At 32.5% G+C, this 18167-nt stretch carries 21 protein-coding genes; 13 read left to right on the forward strand and 8 right to left on the reverse strand.

The annotated features are described in order from the left end of the window. Window positions 1-36: 36 nt before the first annotated feature. Complete coding sequence (locus GB234_RS07430) at window positions 37-615, reverse strand: sulfotransferase family 2 domain-containing protein (protein ID WP_151893920.1); 579 nt, start codon at window positions 613-615, stop codon at window positions 37-39. A 12-nt stretch (window positions 616-627) separates the two neighbouring features. Next, window positions 628-2028, reverse strand: a complete 1401-nt coding sequence (locus GB234_RS07435; RefSeq protein WP_151893921.1) for a GFO_1087 family putative carboxy terminal peptidase — start codon at window positions 2026-2028, stop codon at window positions 628-630. A gap of 301 nt (window positions 2029-2329) precedes the next feature. Here GB234_RS07435 and GB234_RS07440 point away from each other — a divergent pair, with 301 nt between their 5' ends. From GB234_RS07440 to GB234_RS07455, 4 genes are all read left to right on the forward strand, one after another. Beyond that, window positions 2330-2836 (forward strand): GFO_1088 family ECF-type sigma factor, encoded by a 507-nt coding sequence (locus tag GB234_RS07440; RefSeq protein ID WP_151893922.1) that lies wholly within the window; start codon window positions 2330-2332, stop codon window positions 2834-2836. Then, a complete protein-coding gene (locus tag GB234_RS07445) occupies window positions 2823-3254 on the forward strand; it encodes a PG0215 family putative anti-sigma factor (protein ID WP_151893923.1) in 432 nt (143 codons plus the stop codon). Before GB234_RS07440 ends, GB234_RS07445 begins: the two co-directional genes overlap by 14 nt. Window positions 3255-3280: 26 nt before the next feature. Next, the gene (locus GB234_RS07450) at window positions 3281-3814 is read left to right on the forward strand and encodes a GFO_1090 family protein (protein WP_151893924.1); all 534 of its coding nucleotides are present in this window, start codon (window positions 3281-3283) and stop codon (window positions 3812-3814) included. A gap of 72 nt (window positions 3815-3886) precedes the next feature. Further along, on the forward strand, window positions 3887-4435 hold the full coding sequence (locus tag GB234_RS07455) for a GFO_1091 family lipoprotein (protein WP_151893925.1): 549 nt from the start codon (window positions 3887-3889) through the stop codon (window positions 4433-4435). Window positions 4436-4623: 188 nt separating this feature from the next. Here the strand turns inward: GB234_RS07455 and purB are convergent, their stop codons facing one another. The 4 genes from purB to rlmH all read right to left on the reverse strand — a co-directional run bounded on the left by purB (window position 4624) and on the right by rlmH (window position 8009). Beyond that, window positions 4624-5967, reverse strand: a complete 1344-nt coding sequence (gene purB / locus GB234_RS07460; RefSeq protein WP_151893926.1) for an adenylosuccinate lyase — start codon at window positions 5965-5967, stop codon at window positions 4624-4626. 219 nt (window positions 5968-6186) lie between these two features. Then, window positions 6187-6765: a hypothetical protein gene (locus tag GB234_RS07465; RefSeq protein ID WP_151893927.1), complete on the reverse strand. Its 579-nt coding sequence runs from the start codon at window positions 6763-6765 to the stop codon at window positions 6187-6189. Then, on the reverse strand, window positions 6766-7446 hold the full coding sequence (locus tag GB234_RS07470) for an SIR2 family NAD-dependent protein deacylase (protein WP_151893928.1): 681 nt from the start codon (window positions 7444-7446) through the stop codon (window positions 6766-6768). It abuts the gene before it with no gap. A gap of 89 nt (window positions 7447-7535) precedes the next feature. Beyond that, complete coding sequence (gene rlmH, locus GB234_RS07475) at window positions 7536-8009, reverse strand: 23S rRNA (pseudouridine(1915)-N(3))-methyltransferase RlmH (protein WP_151893929.1); 474 nt, start codon at window positions 8007-8009, stop codon at window positions 7536-7538. Window positions 8010-8215: 206 nt separating this feature from the next. Here rlmH and nadC point away from each other — a divergent pair, with 206 nt between their 5' ends. The 5 genes from nadC (at window position 8216) to priA (ending at window position 13682) form a co-directional block, all read left to right on the forward strand. Further along, window positions 8216-9073: a carboxylating nicotinate-nucleotide diphosphorylase gene (gene nadC / locus GB234_RS07480; RefSeq protein WP_151893930.1), complete on the forward strand. Its 858-nt coding sequence runs from the start codon at window positions 8216-8218 to the stop codon at window positions 9071-9073. Next, the gene (locus GB234_RS07485; protein ID WP_151893931.1) at window positions 9073-10029 is read left to right on the forward strand and encodes a YihY/virulence factor BrkB family protein; all 957 of its coding nucleotides are present in this window, start codon (window positions 9073-9075) and stop codon (window positions 10027-10029) included. The genes nadC and GB234_RS07485 overlap by 1 nt, the downstream gene beginning before the upstream one ends. A gap of 19 nt (window positions 10030-10048) precedes the next feature. Next, complete coding sequence (locus GB234_RS07490) at window positions 10049-10612, forward strand: chalcone isomerase family protein (protein WP_151893932.1); 564 nt, start codon at window positions 10049-10051, stop codon at window positions 10610-10612. Between the two features lie 105 nt (window positions 10613-10717). Continuing rightward, the gene (locus GB234_RS07495) at window positions 10718-11152 is read left to right on the forward strand and encodes a DUF2147 domain-containing protein (protein ID WP_151893933.1); all 435 of its coding nucleotides are present in this window, start codon (window positions 10718-10720) and stop codon (window positions 11150-11152) included. A 79-nt stretch (window positions 11153-11231) separates the two neighbouring features. Continuing rightward, window positions 11232-13682 (forward strand): replication restart helicase PriA, encoded by a 2451-nt coding sequence (gene priA / locus GB234_RS07500; protein WP_151893934.1) that lies wholly within the window; start codon window positions 11232-11234, stop codon window positions 13680-13682. 176 nt (window positions 13683-13858) lie between these two features. Here priA and GB234_RS07505 read toward each other — a convergent pair whose 3' ends face one another. Beyond that, window positions 13859-14572 carry a LytR/AlgR family response regulator transcription factor gene (locus GB234_RS07505; RefSeq protein ID WP_151894164.1) on the reverse strand — a complete coding sequence of 238 codons (714 nt, stop codon included), beginning with the start codon at window positions 14570-14572 and terminating at the stop codon, window positions 13859-13861. A 206-nt stretch (window positions 14573-14778) separates the two neighbouring features. On the opposite strand from GB234_RS07505, the gene rpsF reads away from it, so the two are divergent. The 4 genes from rpsF (at window position 14779) to GB234_RS07525 (ending at window position 16459) form a co-directional block, all read left to right on the forward strand. Beyond that, window positions 14779-15120 carry a 30S ribosomal protein S6 gene (gene rpsF, locus GB234_RS07510; RefSeq protein ID WP_151893935.1) on the forward strand — a complete coding sequence of 114 codons (342 nt, stop codon included), beginning with the start codon at window positions 14779-14781 and terminating at the stop codon, window positions 15118-15120. 3 nt (window positions 15121-15123) lie between these two features. Then, window positions 15124-15420: a 30S ribosomal protein S18 gene (gene rpsR / locus GB234_RS07515; protein WP_151893936.1), complete on the forward strand. Its 297-nt coding sequence runs from the start codon at window positions 15124-15126 to the stop codon at window positions 15418-15420. A 14-nt stretch (window positions 15421-15434) separates the two neighbouring features. Beyond that, complete coding sequence (gene rplI, locus GB234_RS07520) at window positions 15435-15890, forward strand: 50S ribosomal protein L9 (RefSeq protein WP_151893937.1); 456 nt, start codon at window positions 15435-15437, stop codon at window positions 15888-15890. Between the two features lie 98 nt (window positions 15891-15988). Further along, window positions 15989-16459, forward strand: a complete 471-nt coding sequence (locus GB234_RS07525) for a DUF6495 family protein (RefSeq protein ID WP_151893938.1) — start codon at window positions 15989-15991, stop codon at window positions 16457-16459. Window positions 16460-16506: 47 nt separating this feature from the next. On the opposite strand, the gene GB234_RS07530 is transcribed toward GB234_RS07525, so the two are convergent. After that, entirely contained in the window at window positions 16507-17751 is a 1245-nt protein-coding gene (locus GB234_RS07530; RefSeq protein ID WP_151893939.1) for an ABC transporter permease, read from the reverse strand. Window positions 17752-18167: the final 416 nt, after the last annotated feature.

Here is an 18167-nt window from a genome sequence, read left to right on the forward strand (position 1 = left end):
CTCGTTTGTTCGGGGTGGTTTTTTTATGGGTTTTACTTAAAACTCATAATTAAAATATTGAATATCCTTTGAACATTTTTGAGCGATAAGTTCACGAGCTTTATCTGTATAATAATTTTTATAATCTTTTTTAAATGTTTTATTTATAATGGGTATTTTTTGAAAATAGATATTATATTGAAGCAAAAATTCTCTGATATCATTTTCTATATTTTCAAAACGAAATATCTTGTTAGCTATAAGAGAATCTTCTTTATTTGACAAATAATCAAGAGTGTTATAATGAAAGTAATTTATGCTTAAATCAATTGCAATATCTTGTTCAATAAAATCTTCAAGCCTTGTTCTCTCTTTTTCAATGCTTTTTAAATCATTAAAATGCAATAACAAATACCACGAAAGAATACGATCCCAGGGATTTCTAGTGCAACCAATAGTATAATAGTCATGATGTTTTTCTAAAATAGAAGTGTCATCATTTTTAGCATTAGTGTGTTGAGGGAGCACATTATTTGTGTTAACTAATTTTCTCTCTCTTAAAATATTTGAAATAGTGCTACCGCCAGTTCTATGTACGTGAATAAAGATAACTTTTAATTCATCTAAGATTAGCATTTGTAAATGATTTTATTCAATTCTATCAATTACCATAATTCCATCAATAATACTTCCAGCATTACTATCGCTAACTTCCTCAAGTGGAGTAAAGTGTATAATAGGCCTATTTGTAAAGAAGATGTCATCTAGTGCTTCGGCAAGAAGAGGTTCGGTTATATCTCCAAGAATTCCCAAATTTGAGTAATTTTCTCTTATTGTAATATCTGGTGATAATCCATCAATATAATCTGTATTCCCCGCTGCATTTGCTGTTTTGAAAACTAAAGGAAGCATTGCATAGGTATGATTAGGGTTTGCTTCTGAGCGACTAAAGGTTGGGGCAGGTGCATCATATAATAAAAAAGAAGCTTGAAATTTTCCAGTAGTATTGTCGCCTACTTGCACAACATCAATATAAGGAGCCAGGCCGTTGATAACAAGTTCACTAGCAGATGCAGAGCGCCCAGAAGTTAAAATATATACTTTAGTTAAATTTAAGCTATTTATTGCATCACCATTGCTAATAGTATTATTGAAAAGTCCTGGATTTGCGTAAGCATCTTGACGGTCATCATTCCATTGCTCATTATAAAATATCTCGCCGTTAAATTGTCCTGTAATCATAGAAGATAAATCTGTTGCTGTTTCTACAGACCCTCCTCCGTTGTAACGCAAATCTAAAATTAACTTAGTTACCCCTTCGGCATTAAAATTTCCGAAGACAGCATTAAGTTCTGGATCAAAGTCACGGTTAAATTGGTTATACATAATGTATCCCACTTTTTCACCTTCAATGGTATAGGTACGTTCTAAATAAATAGGGTTTTCTGTGTATTGTGTTTTTGTTAATAGAACAGTTTCTCCTGTGGGTAAAATATTTGTACCATCATACGTTGCAAGTCCAATCTCGTAACTGTCAGGATCAAGAAGACGGTTAAAATTATTTTCATCTAATTGTTGTCCATTTACAGTATTAAAAACATCACCTCTCTGTATTCCTTTTGCCTCTGCGTCTGTATTAGGAAGCACGTAACGCACATAACCAAAAATATTTCCACTATCATCTGGATAAAAAACTAAACCATATTCCATCCCATTATTAAGCGTTATTCCACTTAATTCGTTTTCTAAATCCACATAATTGTCGACAAGAATACTAAAACGGTCTTGGTCAGATTTTAAAAAATCAAAAATTTCCTCAGGACTTTCAAAACTACTTATAAATGCATTTTTTGCAGTTTCATCAGCAAAGGCATCATTAGCAAGTTGTGGCGTATCTGCCTTATATAAGTAGAAAAAATTAAGTCCACGGTATATAAAATCGTTTATTGAAGTAGTGGAAGCCGGATTTAAATTATCATCAAGGTCTTCAAAACAGCTTACAAATAGCGTGAGTAGTGCGAGAATGGGGAGATAAAGTTTCTTTTTCATTTTTAGTGCCCTAAAAGTCGGGTAACTATTTAGTATCAGTTTTTCTAAGAATATATTAATAGTATATAAACCTTAAAATTACTTACAATATTGCAGTCTTGGAAATATACGCTTTAGAAAAGTATAAAAATTATTTAAAATGAATAAATTAATGTTTACTTCGGAAATATTAATCAAATTAAAATTTTGGTGTAACAAAAAATAGTCTCATTCGTCACAATTATAAGAAGCCGTAAAAGATGGCTTTTTAAAAGACACTAACCAAGTCAAAAAAAAATACTCACTTTGGTGGGTACTAAAGATGAAACAAGCCGAGTTTGTAAATACAATTTTGCCTTTTAAAGATAGGCTGTATAGAATTGCTAAGCGATATCTTGTTTCTACCGATGAGGCTAATGATGCAGTACAAGAAGTTTTTTTGAAATTGTGGAAAAATAAAAAGTCACTTAAAAAATACAGAAGTGCAGAAGCATTTGCTATAACCATGACAAAAAATTATTGTCTAGATAGGCTTAAATCGAAACAAGCTTCAAATTTGAAGATTGTGCATTCTAATTATCAAAATCGTGATAATCTTGAAGCAAAAATTGAAGCCGATGACGGCGTTGCATTAGTATTCAAAATAATGGATTCATTGCCAGAGCAGCAAAAAATTATTTTACAGTTAAGAGACGTAGAACAATTTGAGTTTGCCGAAATCGCAAAAATGATTGACAGTAATGAGACGGCAGTTAGAGTGGCGCTCTCAAGAGCACGTAAAAAAGTAAGAGACCAGATGGTCAAACAATACAATTATGGAATACAATAAAATTAAAGGATTGCTGGATAGTTATTTTGAAGGCAATACAACGTTAGCAGAGGAGCAATTATTACGAGACTATTTTAAGAGTAGTAATGTAGATCTTTCATTAGTACAGTTTGCCCCTTTATTTAATGGTATGAGTCAAGCGGCTCAAGAAGTTTCATCAGGCATGATTGTATTGCCTAATGAACAAAAACCAAACAGATGGTGGATAGGCATTGCTGCTATGTTAACAATTGCAGTAGGTGTAGCAGGGTTTATGTTTTCTAATATTGGTTTATCACAAGAAGAAGAGCAAGCACTTGCTAGTTTAAAAGAAAGTAAAAAAGCGATGATGATGTTGTCGCAAAATTTAAATAAAGGAACCCAAACGTTGAGTTTAGCTCACCAGTTTGAAACAACAAAGAATAAAGTAATAAAATAAATAGGAATAAATTAAAACTAAATAAAATGAAAAAATTAGCAATAGTAATCGTCTTATGTATTACCTCGTTTGCAATGAATGCACAGAGTGTTTTTGATGCATTTGAGAACGAGAAAGATGTAAGTTCAGTCGTAGTGACAAAAAACATGTTCAAATTATTGAGCAAAATGGATTTAGACTCAAATGATCCTGAGGCAAAAGAATACCTCTCCATGGTTGATAATTTGAATGATATTAAAATATTTACTACGGATAATCCTGCAGTAGCCATAAAAATGTCAACTACAGTTGAAAAGTATTTAAAGAATAATGCTTCTTTGAGTGAGTTGATGCGTGTAAAGGATGAAGGGAATAATATTAAGTTTTACTCAAAAGAGGGTAAAAGTGAAAATTTTGTGAGTGAACTTTTAATGCACATGGATGGTGTAGTTGATGGAAAACCTATGACTGTAGTAATGTCAATAACTGGTAATATTGATTTAAAGCAAATAGGTAAACTTACTGAAGATTTGAAAGTACCTGGAAGTGATCAATTAAAAGATATCAAGAAAAAAGGCTAACCTATAGCTAAAAAAAGAGTGCTAAGATCAATAGCACTCTTTTAAAATACTAACCTCTAAAAAACCACCACTATGAATATTGTTAAAATAATACTTGGGCTGTCTCTAGCAGCATTAAGCTTTATAAGTTGTAATACGGATAAATCATTGCAAGTTTATATTGTAGATAAACAAGAAGATGATAGATTTATGAAGTTAGACCTGGCAACTAGCCTAATTGAAGATGCAGAAGGGCTAGATGAAGAAAACAGGAAAATTCTTAAAACTATAAAGAAAATCAATGTAGTTGCGTATCAAAAAGAACAAGGAACTGATGCTGATTATCAAACAGAGAAAGCTAAACTAGATTTAATTTTAAGCCAAGAAAAATATCATTTACTGTCCAAGTTTAAGTCAAACAATCAACTAGTCACTTTAAAATACATAGGTGATGATACAACCATAGATGAGGTGATTGTATATGGGAGTGATGATCAAAAAGGACTTGCATTGTTTAGATTATTAGGAAACAATATGAAACCTGAAAATTTAGCTAACCTAGCAATGTCTCTTGAAAAAGGTGGTTTTAACTTGTCTGACATGACAGGAATGAGTGGTATTGAAGATATTTTCAAAGAATAGTCCCTTTTACCGAATATTATTTAATATTAATCGAAAACAGATTAGAATATACTAAACCTAAGCTTATTTAAGGTAATAAATAATAAATCCTTGAGTATCTTTACAAAGTAACCAGAAACCCCTTTTTTAAGGGATAGGTGACAAACCATGAAGCTCCGAAGCCCCCATTTTCGGAGCTTTTTTTTATATTAAATCCCAGTATAATTTGAAGGTGTAATTACCCGCATTTCTGCCTTTATTTCTTCGCTAATATCTAGCGTTTCAATAAAATCTGCAATAGATTTTTTACTTATAGCCTCATTCGTTCTTGTAAGCCCTTTCAAAGCTTCATAAGGATTAGGATATGCTTCTCTTCTCAAAATTGTTTGTAAAGCCTCTGCAACTACAGCCCAGTTTTTTTCTAAATCTTCGGCAAACTTAGACTCGTTTAATAATAATTTATTTAACCCTTTTAAAGTTGATTGAAAACCAATAAGGGTGTGTCCAATAGGCACTCCTACATTTCTTAAAACAGTACTATCTGTCAAGTCACGTTGTAATCTGCTTATAGGTAATTTTGAAGATAGATGTTCAAAAACAGCATTAGCAATCCCTAAATTTCCTTCGCTATTTTCAAAATCGATAGGGTTTACTTTATGTGGCATTGCACTTGATCCTATTTCTCCTTTTTTAATTTTTTGCTTAAAATAATCCATTGATACATACGTCCAAATGTCTCTGTCAAGATCAATAATTATGGTGTTGATTCTTTTTAAACAATCAAATAAGGCAGCCATGTGGTCATAGTGTTCAATCTGAGTAGTAGGGAAGGAATGATGTAGCCCTAATGTATTTTGTACAAAATTTTGACCAAACGCACGCCAATCAACCTGTGGATACGCAACATGATGTGCATTAAAATTACCAGTAGCACCACCAAATTTCGCCGCACTTTTTATATCATTCAACAAATCAAACTGTTCTTTTAAACGAACTACAAAAACTTCAATCTCTTTCCCTAAACGAGTAGGTGAAGCAGGTTGTCCATGAGTTCTTGCAAGCATAGGGATGTCTGCCCACTCATTAGCCAGCTCGTGTAATTTATCGCTAAGCTCCATAAATAAAGGAACATAACTAGCATTCATTGCATCCTTTAAAGACAACGGAATTGCAGTATTATTAATGTCTTGAGAAGTCAAGCCAAAATGTATAAACTCCTTATACTTCTCTAAATTTAAAGCATCAAAGCGTTCCTTGATAAAATATTCCACCGCTTTTACATCGTGGTTGGTCACCTTTTCTGTGTCTTTTATTTTTTGAGCATCTTCAGTCGAAAACTCAAGATATAAATCTCTTAACTTCGGAAATAAAGAAACATCAAAACCTTTGAGTTGCGGCAATGGTAATTCTACCAGCGAAATAAAGTATTCCACTTCTACTTGAACTCTGTATTTAATAAGCGCTTCTTCAGAAAAAAACGGAATTAATGATGAAGTTTTTGAGGCATATCTGCCATCGATTGGTGAAATTGCTTGTAATGCTTGACGTGACATAGGTTGACATTTTAAGCATACAAATATAGCTTTTTAAGACGGAAGAGTACCAGATCATTTTAGAAGAAATTTTGAGCTAATATTTCAGAATAAAAAAACCGAAACGCCCTTGAAAACATTTCGGTCAAACAAAACATGTGGCTACTATCGATTCCACATAGCTAACAATGTAAAATTACATGGCTTGTGTTTTGTTGACAATACCCAATACTGGTTATTTTACAGGGAACTTCTGTGTTTTTTAATAGCAATAAGTGCTTTAGAGCCTATGGATTTATACCCCGCGCTATTGGTGTTAATATTTTGCTCAATAATCACTTTCAATTCTGGATGAATCCAGTCATATTCTTTGCCTAATAAAAATAAAGATTTAATGGCGAAAGCCTGTGTAGCAACTTTTTTTTCTGAAATGAGCCAATCAAAACAACATTCCACGAGCTGCTCTCTGTATTCACCTCGGAAATGTAACAACAGTGAAGCTTCTTTCTTTTTATAAAACCTTTCAGTAAGTAACCAACAAATTTTAGAAAAAGGCCTTAATGCTTGCTCACGATATATATAAGGTAACTTTTCAAAAAACTTTTCAAAATGCGGATATAATAATGTTACATTTTCTAAACATACAAATTCTAATATCCAAGCTGCTCTAAACGAAATTTCTTCATCAACTTGAAAACAAAATTTTAAAAGCTCAGGAAAATTTTCAGGGTTTTCTAAAACCCAATTAGCAAGATCAAGTCGTGTCTTCCTATATGCTTTAGTATATTGTAATTTATACTCTAAGGTTTCAAAAGCCATTTATTTTATTTCTTTAATTGCCTCTATGACTTTAGGTACTCCAGTTGAAGCTTTCTCTGCAATTATAGTTATCCTATTACTATTATCTATTGATGGGTTGGGGTCTACAAAAAATACTGGAATATTTTCTGGTGCGTACTGCATTAAACCCGCAGCAGGATATACTTGCATTGATGTGCCTATTATTAAAACAATATCTGTCTTTGCTATTATTTCAACTGCAGTTTCAATAAGTGGTACTGCCTCACCAAACCAAACAATATGAGGTCTCATTTGAAAACCATTTTCACATACATCTCCCAGGAGTATGTCTGTAGTACAATCTATCACAGAATCTTCTTTATACGTGCTTCTAGATTTTAATAATTCGCCATGCAAATGAATAACTTTTGTGCTTCCTGCACGCTCGTGTAAATCATCAACATTTTGAGTAATTATTGTTACGTCATGTTCTTTTTCTAAAGATGCTAAAGCTAGGTGTGCGGCATTTGGTAAAACTTCTAATAATTGTTTTCTTCTTTGATTGTAAAAGTCAAGTACAAGCTCTGGATTTGAACTAAAGCCTTGAGGAGAGGCAACCTCCATTACATTATGTCCCTCCCACAATCCATTACTGTCTCTAAAAGTTTTGAGTCCGCTTTCGGCACTTACTCCTGCTCCAGTTAGTACGGTTATTTTCATATGGTGAGTTTATTGTCTATATAGTATTTGATATTACACAACCTTAAGTTGAGAGCAGTAAAAGCTATGCGTAAACTGCTATAATTTAATCATCTATGATGATATGGTTCGTTTTTTAAAATGGTAAAACCGCGATATAATTGTTCAATAAAAAATAACCGTACCATTTGATGGGAAAAGGTCATTGCTGATAACGAGATTTTTCCATTTGCTCTTGCATAAATGTCGTCACTAAAACCGTAAGGACCACCTATAACAAACACAAGGTTTTTGAGGCCGCTATTCATTTTTTTTTGGAGAAAATCTGCAAATTTTTCGCTAGTATATGTTTTACCTTTTTCGTCAAGAATTATTAGTGTATCGCTCGTTTGTAATTTTTTTAGGATTTCGTCGCCTTCAGCAATTTTTTGTTGTGCTTCGCTACGATTTTTTGCTTTTTTAATATCTGGAATAACCTCAAATGAAAAATTTACATAATGATTTAATCTTTTTTTATAAGTTTCGGTCAAAGCAATGAGTTGCTTGTTATCTGTTTTGCCAATTGCGAGCAGGGTAATTTTCATAATGCAGTTTAATTTGAGTATAAAAAAAAGTAATACTCAGGAGGTTTTTACTTCGGAAATTTCTATTGTTTAATATTTCCGAAGTAAAAATACTATATTTTAATGAAGCTTAATTATGGTGTTTGTTTCAAATTTCGGCTAAAAAAGAAACCTTTGCGCACCTGTTACTGCAAGGCTTTTTATAAATTAGCAGAAAATTTCTAGTTATGATTTCAAAAAAACAATTTGATAAAGAAATAGCGATAATTATTGCAAACGCTATAAGGGAGGATGTAGGTGATGGTGATCACAGTTCTTTAGCATGTATTCCTGAGGATGCTGTGGGTACAGCAAAATTGTTAGTAAAAGACGATGGTATTATTGCAGGAATTGATTTTGCAAAGCAAGTTTTTGACTATGTTGATCCAGGGCTTGAGCTTGATGTAAAAATTGAAGATGGAACGCAGGTAAAATATGGTGATGTTTGTTTTTATGTTTCGGGAAATTCGCAATCAATATTAAAAGCAGAAAGACTGGTTTTAAACGCAATGCAGCGTATGAGTGCGATTGCAACTAAAACCAGCAAATTTGTAAAGTTACTTGAAGGTACGGGAACCAAAATTCTAGACACGCGTAAAACAACTCCAGGAATTAGAGCTCTTGAAAAATGGGCAGTAAAAATAGGTGGGGGTGAGAATCATAGATTTGCGTTGTATGATATGATAATGTTAAAGGATAATCATATTGATTTTTGTGGTGGTGTTACAAAAGCAATTGAAACCACAAACGAATATTTAGAGCGTAATCAACTAGATATTAAAATTATTGTAGAGGCTCGAAATCTTGATGAGATTAAAGAAATTTTAAAGACTAAAGGTGTATATCGCATATTGATAGACAACTTTAATTATGAGGATACACGCAAGGCCGTTGAACTTATAGGAAATACTTGTTTGACAGAGTCTAGTGGGGGAATTACCCTTGATACTATTAGACAGTATGCTGAGTGTGGTGTTGATTATATTTCAAGTGGTGCGTTGACCCACTCTGTTTATAATATGGATTTAAGCTTGAAAGCTGTTTAATGGAAGATGATAATGAGATAGATAAAATTGTAATTCCAAATGAAAAGGAAGGGGATGAAATTAATATTCCTATTATTAAGCAATTAATTTGGTTAGCAAAACGTATAGTCCTCCCAGGGTTTGATGGGTTGACGTTACACGATTTTCATAAACTTTATTTTGCGGGTATTATTGAAGGAACATTTTCACCTAGAGCAACTTCAATCGCCTATAGTTTTTTTGTAGCTATTTTTCCTTTTTTACTCTTTATACTTAACCTTATCCCTTATGTGCCAATTGAAGGTTTTCAAACAAGGTTTCTTATATTTATAGAAGAACACCTACCTCCTCAAACTGCAGATTTGTTTTATCCAGTTATTGCAGATATTGCAATTAACCCAAGGGGAGGACTATTGTCATTTGTTTTTTTACTTTCTATTTTTTTAGCAGCTAATGGAGTTAATGCTATTTTTAGTGCCTTTGAATACTCGTTTCATGTAACAATTAATAGAGGTTTTTTTAGGCAGTATGCTATAGCTATAGCGGTCTCATTGCTTTTGGCATTGTTATTGGTTATTACTGTAGTAGTAATCCTTTATGGAGAATACATGATTAGTGACCTTCAAGGAAGGGCGTATTTAAATGATAGTGTATTTTGGGTATCGGCGTTGCAGCTTACGGTCTTTGTAGTATTATTGTATACCACAATAGCGACTTTGTATTATTTTGGTACAAAAGAGGGGAAAATTTCAAGATTTTTTTCTTTGGGAGCAATTGTAACAACATTATTATTTTTGTTAACAACCTATTTTTTTGGGGTTTACATAAATAATTTCTCTACCTATAATGAGTTATATGGTTCATTAGGGGCACTATTGATAATGTTGTTATATATTTGGATTAACAGTAATTTATTACTTTTAGGCTTTGAGCTCAATATCACGTTACAACGATTAAAGGGCAAAAAATTTAACTAATTAATTTTAAACAAACAAAATGAAAAAATTTATTCTCCTTGCTATTGCAGTATTTACAGTTAATATGGCAACAGCCCAAACTCAAGTGGGCGAAGTAACATTACCAAACACATTAGAATTTAACGGCGAATCTTTAGCACTAAACGGTGCAGGAATTCGTAAAAAAGCAATGGTGCTTAAATTGTATTCTGGCGGATTATACTTACCATCAAAAAGTAGTGATGCTAAATCAATTGTTAATGCAGATGCTAATCAAGCAATTAGATTAGTAATTACATCTGGTTTTGTTTCAAGCGAAGCAATGAGTGAAGCTGTGGAAGAAGGTTTTGATGCATCAACAGATGGAAATACATCTGGGATTTCTTCAGAAATAAAAAAATTTACAAGTTTCTTCAGTGATGAAATTGTAGAAGGTGACACTTTTGATATCACTTACCAAACAGGAAAAGGAAGTGTATGTTATAAAAATGGAAAAGAACTAGGTGTAGTTAAAGGAATGACTTTTAAAAAGGCATTATTTGGAATATGGTTAGGAAACGACCCAGCAGATAGTAAACTTAAAAAAGGAATGCTTGGTAAGTAAGCTGTAGCTTGTTATAAGTAATACCTTAAATATTTGACCGTTGTCTGTTTGAGTTTATGAAACCTCAATGAGGCAGCGGTTTTTGTAATTTTAAAATAAATTAATATGAAAATAAAAAATGTAATTTTATCTATAATAGCTCTTGTTTTTGTGATGAATACAGCAATGGCTCAGGATGTTTTTGGAAAATGGAAGACAGTAGATGATAATACGGGAGAGGTAAAATCTATTGTAGAGATTTTTAAAAAGGATGGAAAGGTTTTTGGAAAAGTGCTAGAAATTTTGAACAAGGAACATAAGAATGATACTTGTAAAGAATGTCCAGGTGAACTTAAAAATACACCAATTGAAGGTCTCGTTATAATTAAAAATCTAGAAAAGGATGATGATGAATATAATGATGGTACTATTATGGATCCCGAAAATGGAAAAGAATATAAGTGCTACATTAAGCTAGAAGAAAATGATAAACTTAAAGTAAGAGGCTACATAGGTTTCGCAGCTTTAGGAAGAACTCAATATTGGTACCGAGCAGAATAGTTGTTTGTGTATAACTAATTACAAAGGCTGTTTATTTATTGAACAGCCTTTTTTAGTTTTGAAACTAAATACAAGTTTTTTGTTCTTCATAGACGTCATATTACCCATTCCTCTTAAGCAAACTTTCACATACTCTGTGAATAAGGATGAGGCTGCATTCCTAAAACAAGGTTTTAGGGTGGCGGTACCTTTTGGAAAATCGAAAGTTTATACAGCAATTGTGTATCAAGTCCACGACCAAGCACCACAAGGTTATGAGACAAAACCGATTGACCAAATTCTTGATGAGACTCCAATTGTAACACCTACTCAAATCAAACACTGGGAGTGGATGGCAAGCTATTACATGTGTACATTAGGCGAAGTTGTAAAAGCAGCACTGCCAAGTGCATTCCTATTAGAAAGTGAAACGATGGTTTCCTTGAATAAAGATGTTGTAGTTGATGAGGCTAGTTTGAGCGATGAAGAATTTTTAGTGTTAGAAGCTTTAGAACATCGTTCACCTATTCATATTAACGATGTACGCTCCATTCTTGATAAGAGTAACGTTGTAAAAGTATTACAAGGCTTAATTGAGCAACGCATAATTTCGGTTTTTGAAGAAGTTTATGAGCAGTATTCCCCTAAGTTAAAACGCTATGTTAAATTAGCCCAACATTTTGCTATTGAAGAAAATCTGCGTGAACTTCTTAATACACTATCACGAGCTCCAAAACAGCGGGACGTATTAATGCAACTTTTTATGTTGCAGTCTAAGGATAAAAAACCCATTGGAGTTGATGCATTAATGAAAGCTAGTAAGGCAAGTAGTGCAACCATAAAGTCATTAATCAATAAAGAAATTCTTGAAGAATTTTATATAAAAAAAGACCGTGTTAATTATGAAGGCGAAGCTGGCGAAGAAGTAAAACAATTAAGTGAAGCACAAAGCACAGCGCTCAAAGAAATTAAAATATCTTTCAAAGAGAAAGATATTGTTTTACTTCATGGAGTAACCTCTAGCGGGAAGACCGAAATCTATGTTCAGCTCATTGAAGAAATTTTAAAAACGGGACAGCAAATCCTATATATGTTACCCGAAATTGCATTAACAACACAACTAATTACAAGACTTCAGTTTTATTTTGGTGATAAGGTTTCAGTGTATCATTCAAAATATACTTTAAATGAGCGTGTTGAGGTTTGGAATAATGTTTTAGAATCCAAACCCAAAGCCCAAATTGTAATTGGGGCAAGGTCGTCGTTGTTTTTACCTTTTAGTAACCTTGGACTCATTATTATAGATGAAGAACACGAACCATCATTTAAACAATATAATCCTGCTCCTCGCTACCACGCACGAGATAGCGCAGTTGTACTCGGGCATTTGCATAACGCAAAAACATTAATGGGAAGCGCCACGCCATCATTTGAAACCTACCATAATTGCACAACAGATAAGTACGGATTAGTAACGTTGAATAAGCGCTTCGGAAATGTGCTGATGCCAGATATTGAATTAGTCGATATAAAAGAAAAGCATAAAAAGAAACTAATGAAAGGTCATTTTAGTGATCGATTATTAGAAGAAATGCATGAGACATTAAGTAATAACGAACAAATAATTTTATTCCAAAACCGAAGAGGTTTCTCGCCAATTGTAGAATGTACAACATGCGGGACGTCACCACAATGCCCTAATTGTGATGTAAGCTTAACATACCATCAATATAAAAACGAACTACGTTGTCATTATTGTGGCTATCACACAACAATGCTTATTAGTTGTATGGCCTGTGGTAGTGAATCCATGGATAGTAAAGGTTTTGGTACAGAACAAATTGAAACCGAATTGAAAAATTTGTTCCCAAAGCACAGTGTTGCTAGAATGGATCAAGATACTACAAAAGGTAAACACGCTTATTCAAAATTAATAGACCGATTAGAAAATTTAGAAATCGATATCCTTGTGGGTACTCAAATGCTCGCAAAGGGACTAGATTTTAGAAATATAGGTTTAGTGGGAGTAATGAATGCAGATAACTTATTGAATTTTCCAGATTTTAGAGCCCACGAGCGTAGTTTTCAATTGTTACAACAAGTTAGTGGTAGGGCAGGACGTACTCAAAAAAGAGGAAAGGTTTTAATTCAAACGTATAATCCGTATCATACTATTTTGCAACAAGTGAGCATCAACGATTACAAAACTATGTATAAGATGCAAACAGACGAGCGACATAATTATAAATATCCACCTTTTTACCGTACTATAAAGTTAACGTTTAAAGATCGTAATCTTCAAAAAGTAGGTAAAGCAGCATTATGGTATGAGTTAGCACTTGAGCAACAATTAAATGAAAATGTTTTAGGTCCTGAGGCACCGCCTGTTGCTAGAATTAGGAATCAGTATATAACTAATGTGCTTATCAAAATACCAAAAGAGCAATCATTAGCAAAAACCAAAGAATTTATTAATAAAGTACAGCGAAGTTTTAATGCAATAAAAGAGTTTTCTTCAGTGAGGGTGATTATTGATGTTGATAATTATTAGACAATATTATATTTATTTCTTCAATCTAATTTAACTAAAGGAAATATCTAGAATGTTTTCTTGTTGAGCCCAACTAAATCCTACTAAGTTGTTGTTGGACTTTTTTAAATATAAGATTTAAAAAAAAACCAACACTATAAGTGTTGGTTGTATAAAATTTCCGAAGAAAATATTCTTTACCTATTTGTAGAGGCAAGTGCTTCAACGAGTTCTGCCTTTCTATTCCTACTTAAAGGTAATTCTTCTTTATCTAGCTCTATTACTTTACTATTATACCGTTCTACTTTTTCAAGATTAACTATGTAAGATTTATGAATTCTTAAAAATCTATTTGAAGGAAGTAGCGCTTCAAAGGCTTTCATTGTTGAAAGAACAACCAGCGCATCATGCTCAGTTACTAGTTTAACGTAATCTCCAAGTGCCTCAATGTAACGTAATTCGTTTAAAAATACTTTCCTTTTTTTAAGGTTACTCTTCACAAATATAAAGTCTTCCTCGTCAAACCCATCATCGTTTTTAAGCTTATAATTTGTGATAGCTTTATGGACAGCGTTAAGAAAACGTTCTTTAGAAATAGGTTTTCTTAAATAATCTACTGCATCATAATCAAATGCCTTAAAAGCATATTTTGTTTTTCCTGTGACAAAAATAATTTGAGGTTTTAATGTTAGGTCATCTAATAAATCAAAACCAGATAATATGGGCATTTCGATATCTAAGAAAATTAAGTCAATTTCTGTTGTGGCCAATCCCATTTTGGCTTCTATAGCATTATTATATTCAGCAACCAGATTTAAAGCAGGGTGGTTTTCAATCAATTTTACGATTGATAGGCGTTGCAATGTAGAGTCATCTACAATAGCACATTTAAGTAAGGGTTTATCCACGATTAGTATGTTTATTATAGCAATAATAAGTATTTTATCGATGAAATGCAAGAAATCAAAACTTTTAACGTAAAAAAAACACGTTTAATCTGATATTTAATTTCATTATATATTTTTAGTTTAGCGTTTGAGATTATCAAAATATATAGTATTTTTGCACGCTCTTGGCAAAGCGCTGAGAGTTTATTATTATTTTTAAAAGATTTTATATGAATCATTACGAAACTGTTTTCATCTTGAATCCCGTTTTATCTGAAGAGCAGATAAAGGAAACAGTAAAGAAATTTGAAGATATTCTTGTTTCTAGAGGAGCTAAGATGGTATCAAAAGAAAACTGGGGGCTAAAAAAATTAGCTTACGCCATTCAACACAAAAAGAGTGGTTTTTATCATTTATTTGAGTACACTGTAGAAGGTGATGCAATCAACGAATTAGAAGTTGAGTTTAGAAGAGATGAACGTATCATGCGTTACTTAACTGTAGCTCTTGACAAGCATGCAATTGCTTGGGCAGAGAGAAGAAGAACACGTGATAACAAAAAAACAGCATAAGCCATGGCAACTATTCAAGAACAAGCAAAAGGAAAAAAAGACGGAGAAATTAGATATTTAACTCCGTTAAATATTGAGACTTCTAAAGCGAAAAAATATTGTCGTTTTAAAAAGTCTGGTATTAAGTATGTTGATTATAAAGATGCAGATTGGTTATTAGGATTTGTAAACGAGCAAGGTAAAATTTTACCTAGAAGACTTACAGGTACTTCTTTAAAATACCAACGTAAAGTTGCTGTTGCAGTAAAAAGAGCACGTCACTTAGCATTAATGCCTTACGTAGCCGATTTATTAAAATAAAAACAAGATAAGAAATGGAACTTATATTAAAAAAAGACGTAGAAAATCTTGGTTTTGCAGATGATTTAGTATCTGTTAAAAATGGTTACGGAAGAAACTATTTAATCCCAAGAGGTCACGCTGTATTAGCGACGCCATCTGCTAGAAAAGTACTTGCTGAAACATTAAAGCAACGTCAATATAAAGAGAAAAAAATAATTGAAAGCGCAAAAGTTGAAGCTGATAAGCTTAATGCATTGAGCGAATTTAAAATCACAGCTAAAACTGGCGAAGGTGATAAATTATTTGGTTCTGTAACAAATGGAGATCTTTCTGAAGCATTAGCTAAAGAAGGTGTTATTATTGAAAAGAAGTTTATAACTGTTGCCGGTGGTAACATTAAACGTACTGGACAATATGATGCAAGCATCCGTTTTCATAGAGAAGTTGTTTCTAACTTCACTTTTGACGTGGTAGCTGAAGCTAAATAATTTCAGTCATTATAGTATTTAAAGCCTTCCTTATTTATAAGGAAGGTTTTTTTATTAAAATTAAATTTAAGTAGTAAGAAAACCTCACTCACATAAAAATGAAGTACACAAGACTAACAAAAGAACAATTAGAAAACCTGCAAGAAGAATTTATCAACTTTCTTGCAACACAATCTATTACTGGGGAAGAGTGGACTAAAATAAAAGAAAAGCAACCAGAAGTAGCTGAAGAAGAAATAGACATCTTTAGTGAATTGGTGTGGGAAGGTGCATTAACACAAGCTAAATTTTTAGAAAATATTTCACCACAGCAACTCTTCTTATTTAGTTTGGGCAAAGCCGAAATGAGGCTTATTTCACTTAAAATTGTTGATGAAACAAAAGATATTACAACTACCGAAGGTTACGCATGGCTTCAGAAAAATTATATGAACGATGATGTTGAGTTTTTTACAGCTACTAAAAAATATGAAAATAGAAACACAGATATTTTTAAATTAATCCAACAAGGAGCAGTAATAACTAAAGGAGAATTATTTGGTTTCTTTGAGAACATATTGAAAGCATAGAGGTATTTATTATTCGTTGTAATTATTTAAAAATACTTCAACGTATTTTATTCATACCTTAAACTCTCAATAGGGTCAAGTCTTGCAGCTTTAGTTGCAGGGTATGAGCCAGCAATAACGGCTACTACAAAAGTGATAATTGTTGCCCAGATCATTGCTGCAATAGGTAGCGTAAAGTCAAAATCAAATAATTTTGCAAAAGCAAGCCCTGTAAGAATTCCTAAAATTATTCCTAGAATACTTCCAAACTGCCCAATAACAATCGTCTCAATAAAAAACTGAGTCGAAATTGTGGTATTCTTCGCTCCAAGTGCCTTCCTTACACCAATCTCACGTGTACGCTCACTTACCGAAACTAGCATAATATTCATCAAAGCAATTGAAGAGCCAAGAATAGTTATAATGCTAATAATCCATGCTGACACTTCAAGATAACCGCTAATTGTAGCTACTTGATTTAATAAATCATCACTCCTTAAAATCCCGAAATCATTTTCCTCCACTGGTGACAAACCTCTAATGTTTCTAAAAGTAATTGTTGCTTGATCTTGTGCGCCCTGCATCATCGCTTTATCGTCTACTTTAATACTTATGGTATAATTAATATTAGGCTGCGTAAAAACGCTTCGCGCTACTTGTATTGGAACAAGTACCTTTAAATCTTGATTGTTACCAAAAGTAGAACCCTTTGACTCTAAAACTCCAACAATTTTAAATTTTACACCACGTATACTAATTGTCTTGTCTAGCGGATTTTCATTTTCAAAAAGTCCCTTTAAAAAGTCAGAGCCTATTACACAAACGTTGTTATTATTTTTAACATCAAAAACATTCAAATTTCTTCCCTGGTCAATTTTAACACCCGTATTATCAAGATAGTTTTCATTTACCCCAAAAACCTGTACCTCAGGATCTGTCTTTTTGTTTTCAAATTTAACTTCGGCAGTACTGGTTCCTTGAAAAGAAACCGATGTGCTAGTAAATGGATATTCATAGGTGTCTACAAATTGACGCACATCATTATATCTAATAATAGGATTTATTTTTTTGCGTTCATTGCCAGGTCCTCTGCGATTAACACCAAATTCATATCGTTGAATATTAAAAGTATTACTTCCCATAGAAGCAAAATTCCCTGCAATATTTGTTTCAAGCGCTTTAACTGCACTTAAAATACCTACTAAAGCCCAGATACCAATACCCATAATTATAATGGTCAAAATTGTTCGCAAAAGTTGCGTCCTAATGGAATCCAGTGCAATGCGCACATTCTCTCTAAAAAGTGAAAACATAAAAATGAGTTTGGTTGCTCATTAGACTACACGAGCAACTCAAAGTTACAGTTTATATAGATAAATATGTAGATAGATTATAATAATAGATTTTCTTTGGCTTTCGCCAAAATTTTAAGGAGATGAAACATTATACCATTGTTTAAAATTTCCGAAGAAACGGGCAAAAAAAATACTACATAAATAAAACTGGATTGTAACTTAGTTTCCCCATTTGTCTATTTAGTAGTAGGTGTAGAGTGCTATTTTACAAACTAAGAAAAAAATTGATTTGTTATTCTAATTACAGTCAAGGTGCAACCGTACTAATATTTATAAATCATTCTAAATTTCCCTAATAAAATAAGATATTTGCACCACAGCAAATTTCTGAAGAAAGAAATATTTTTTCTGTTTAAATTTAATAACACCTCAAT

The organism is Patiriisocius marinistellae (assembly GCF_009014635.1).
GTDB classification, from domain to species: Bacteria; Bacteroidota; Bacteroidia; order Flavobacteriales; family Flavobacteriaceae; genus Patiriisocius; species Patiriisocius marinistellae.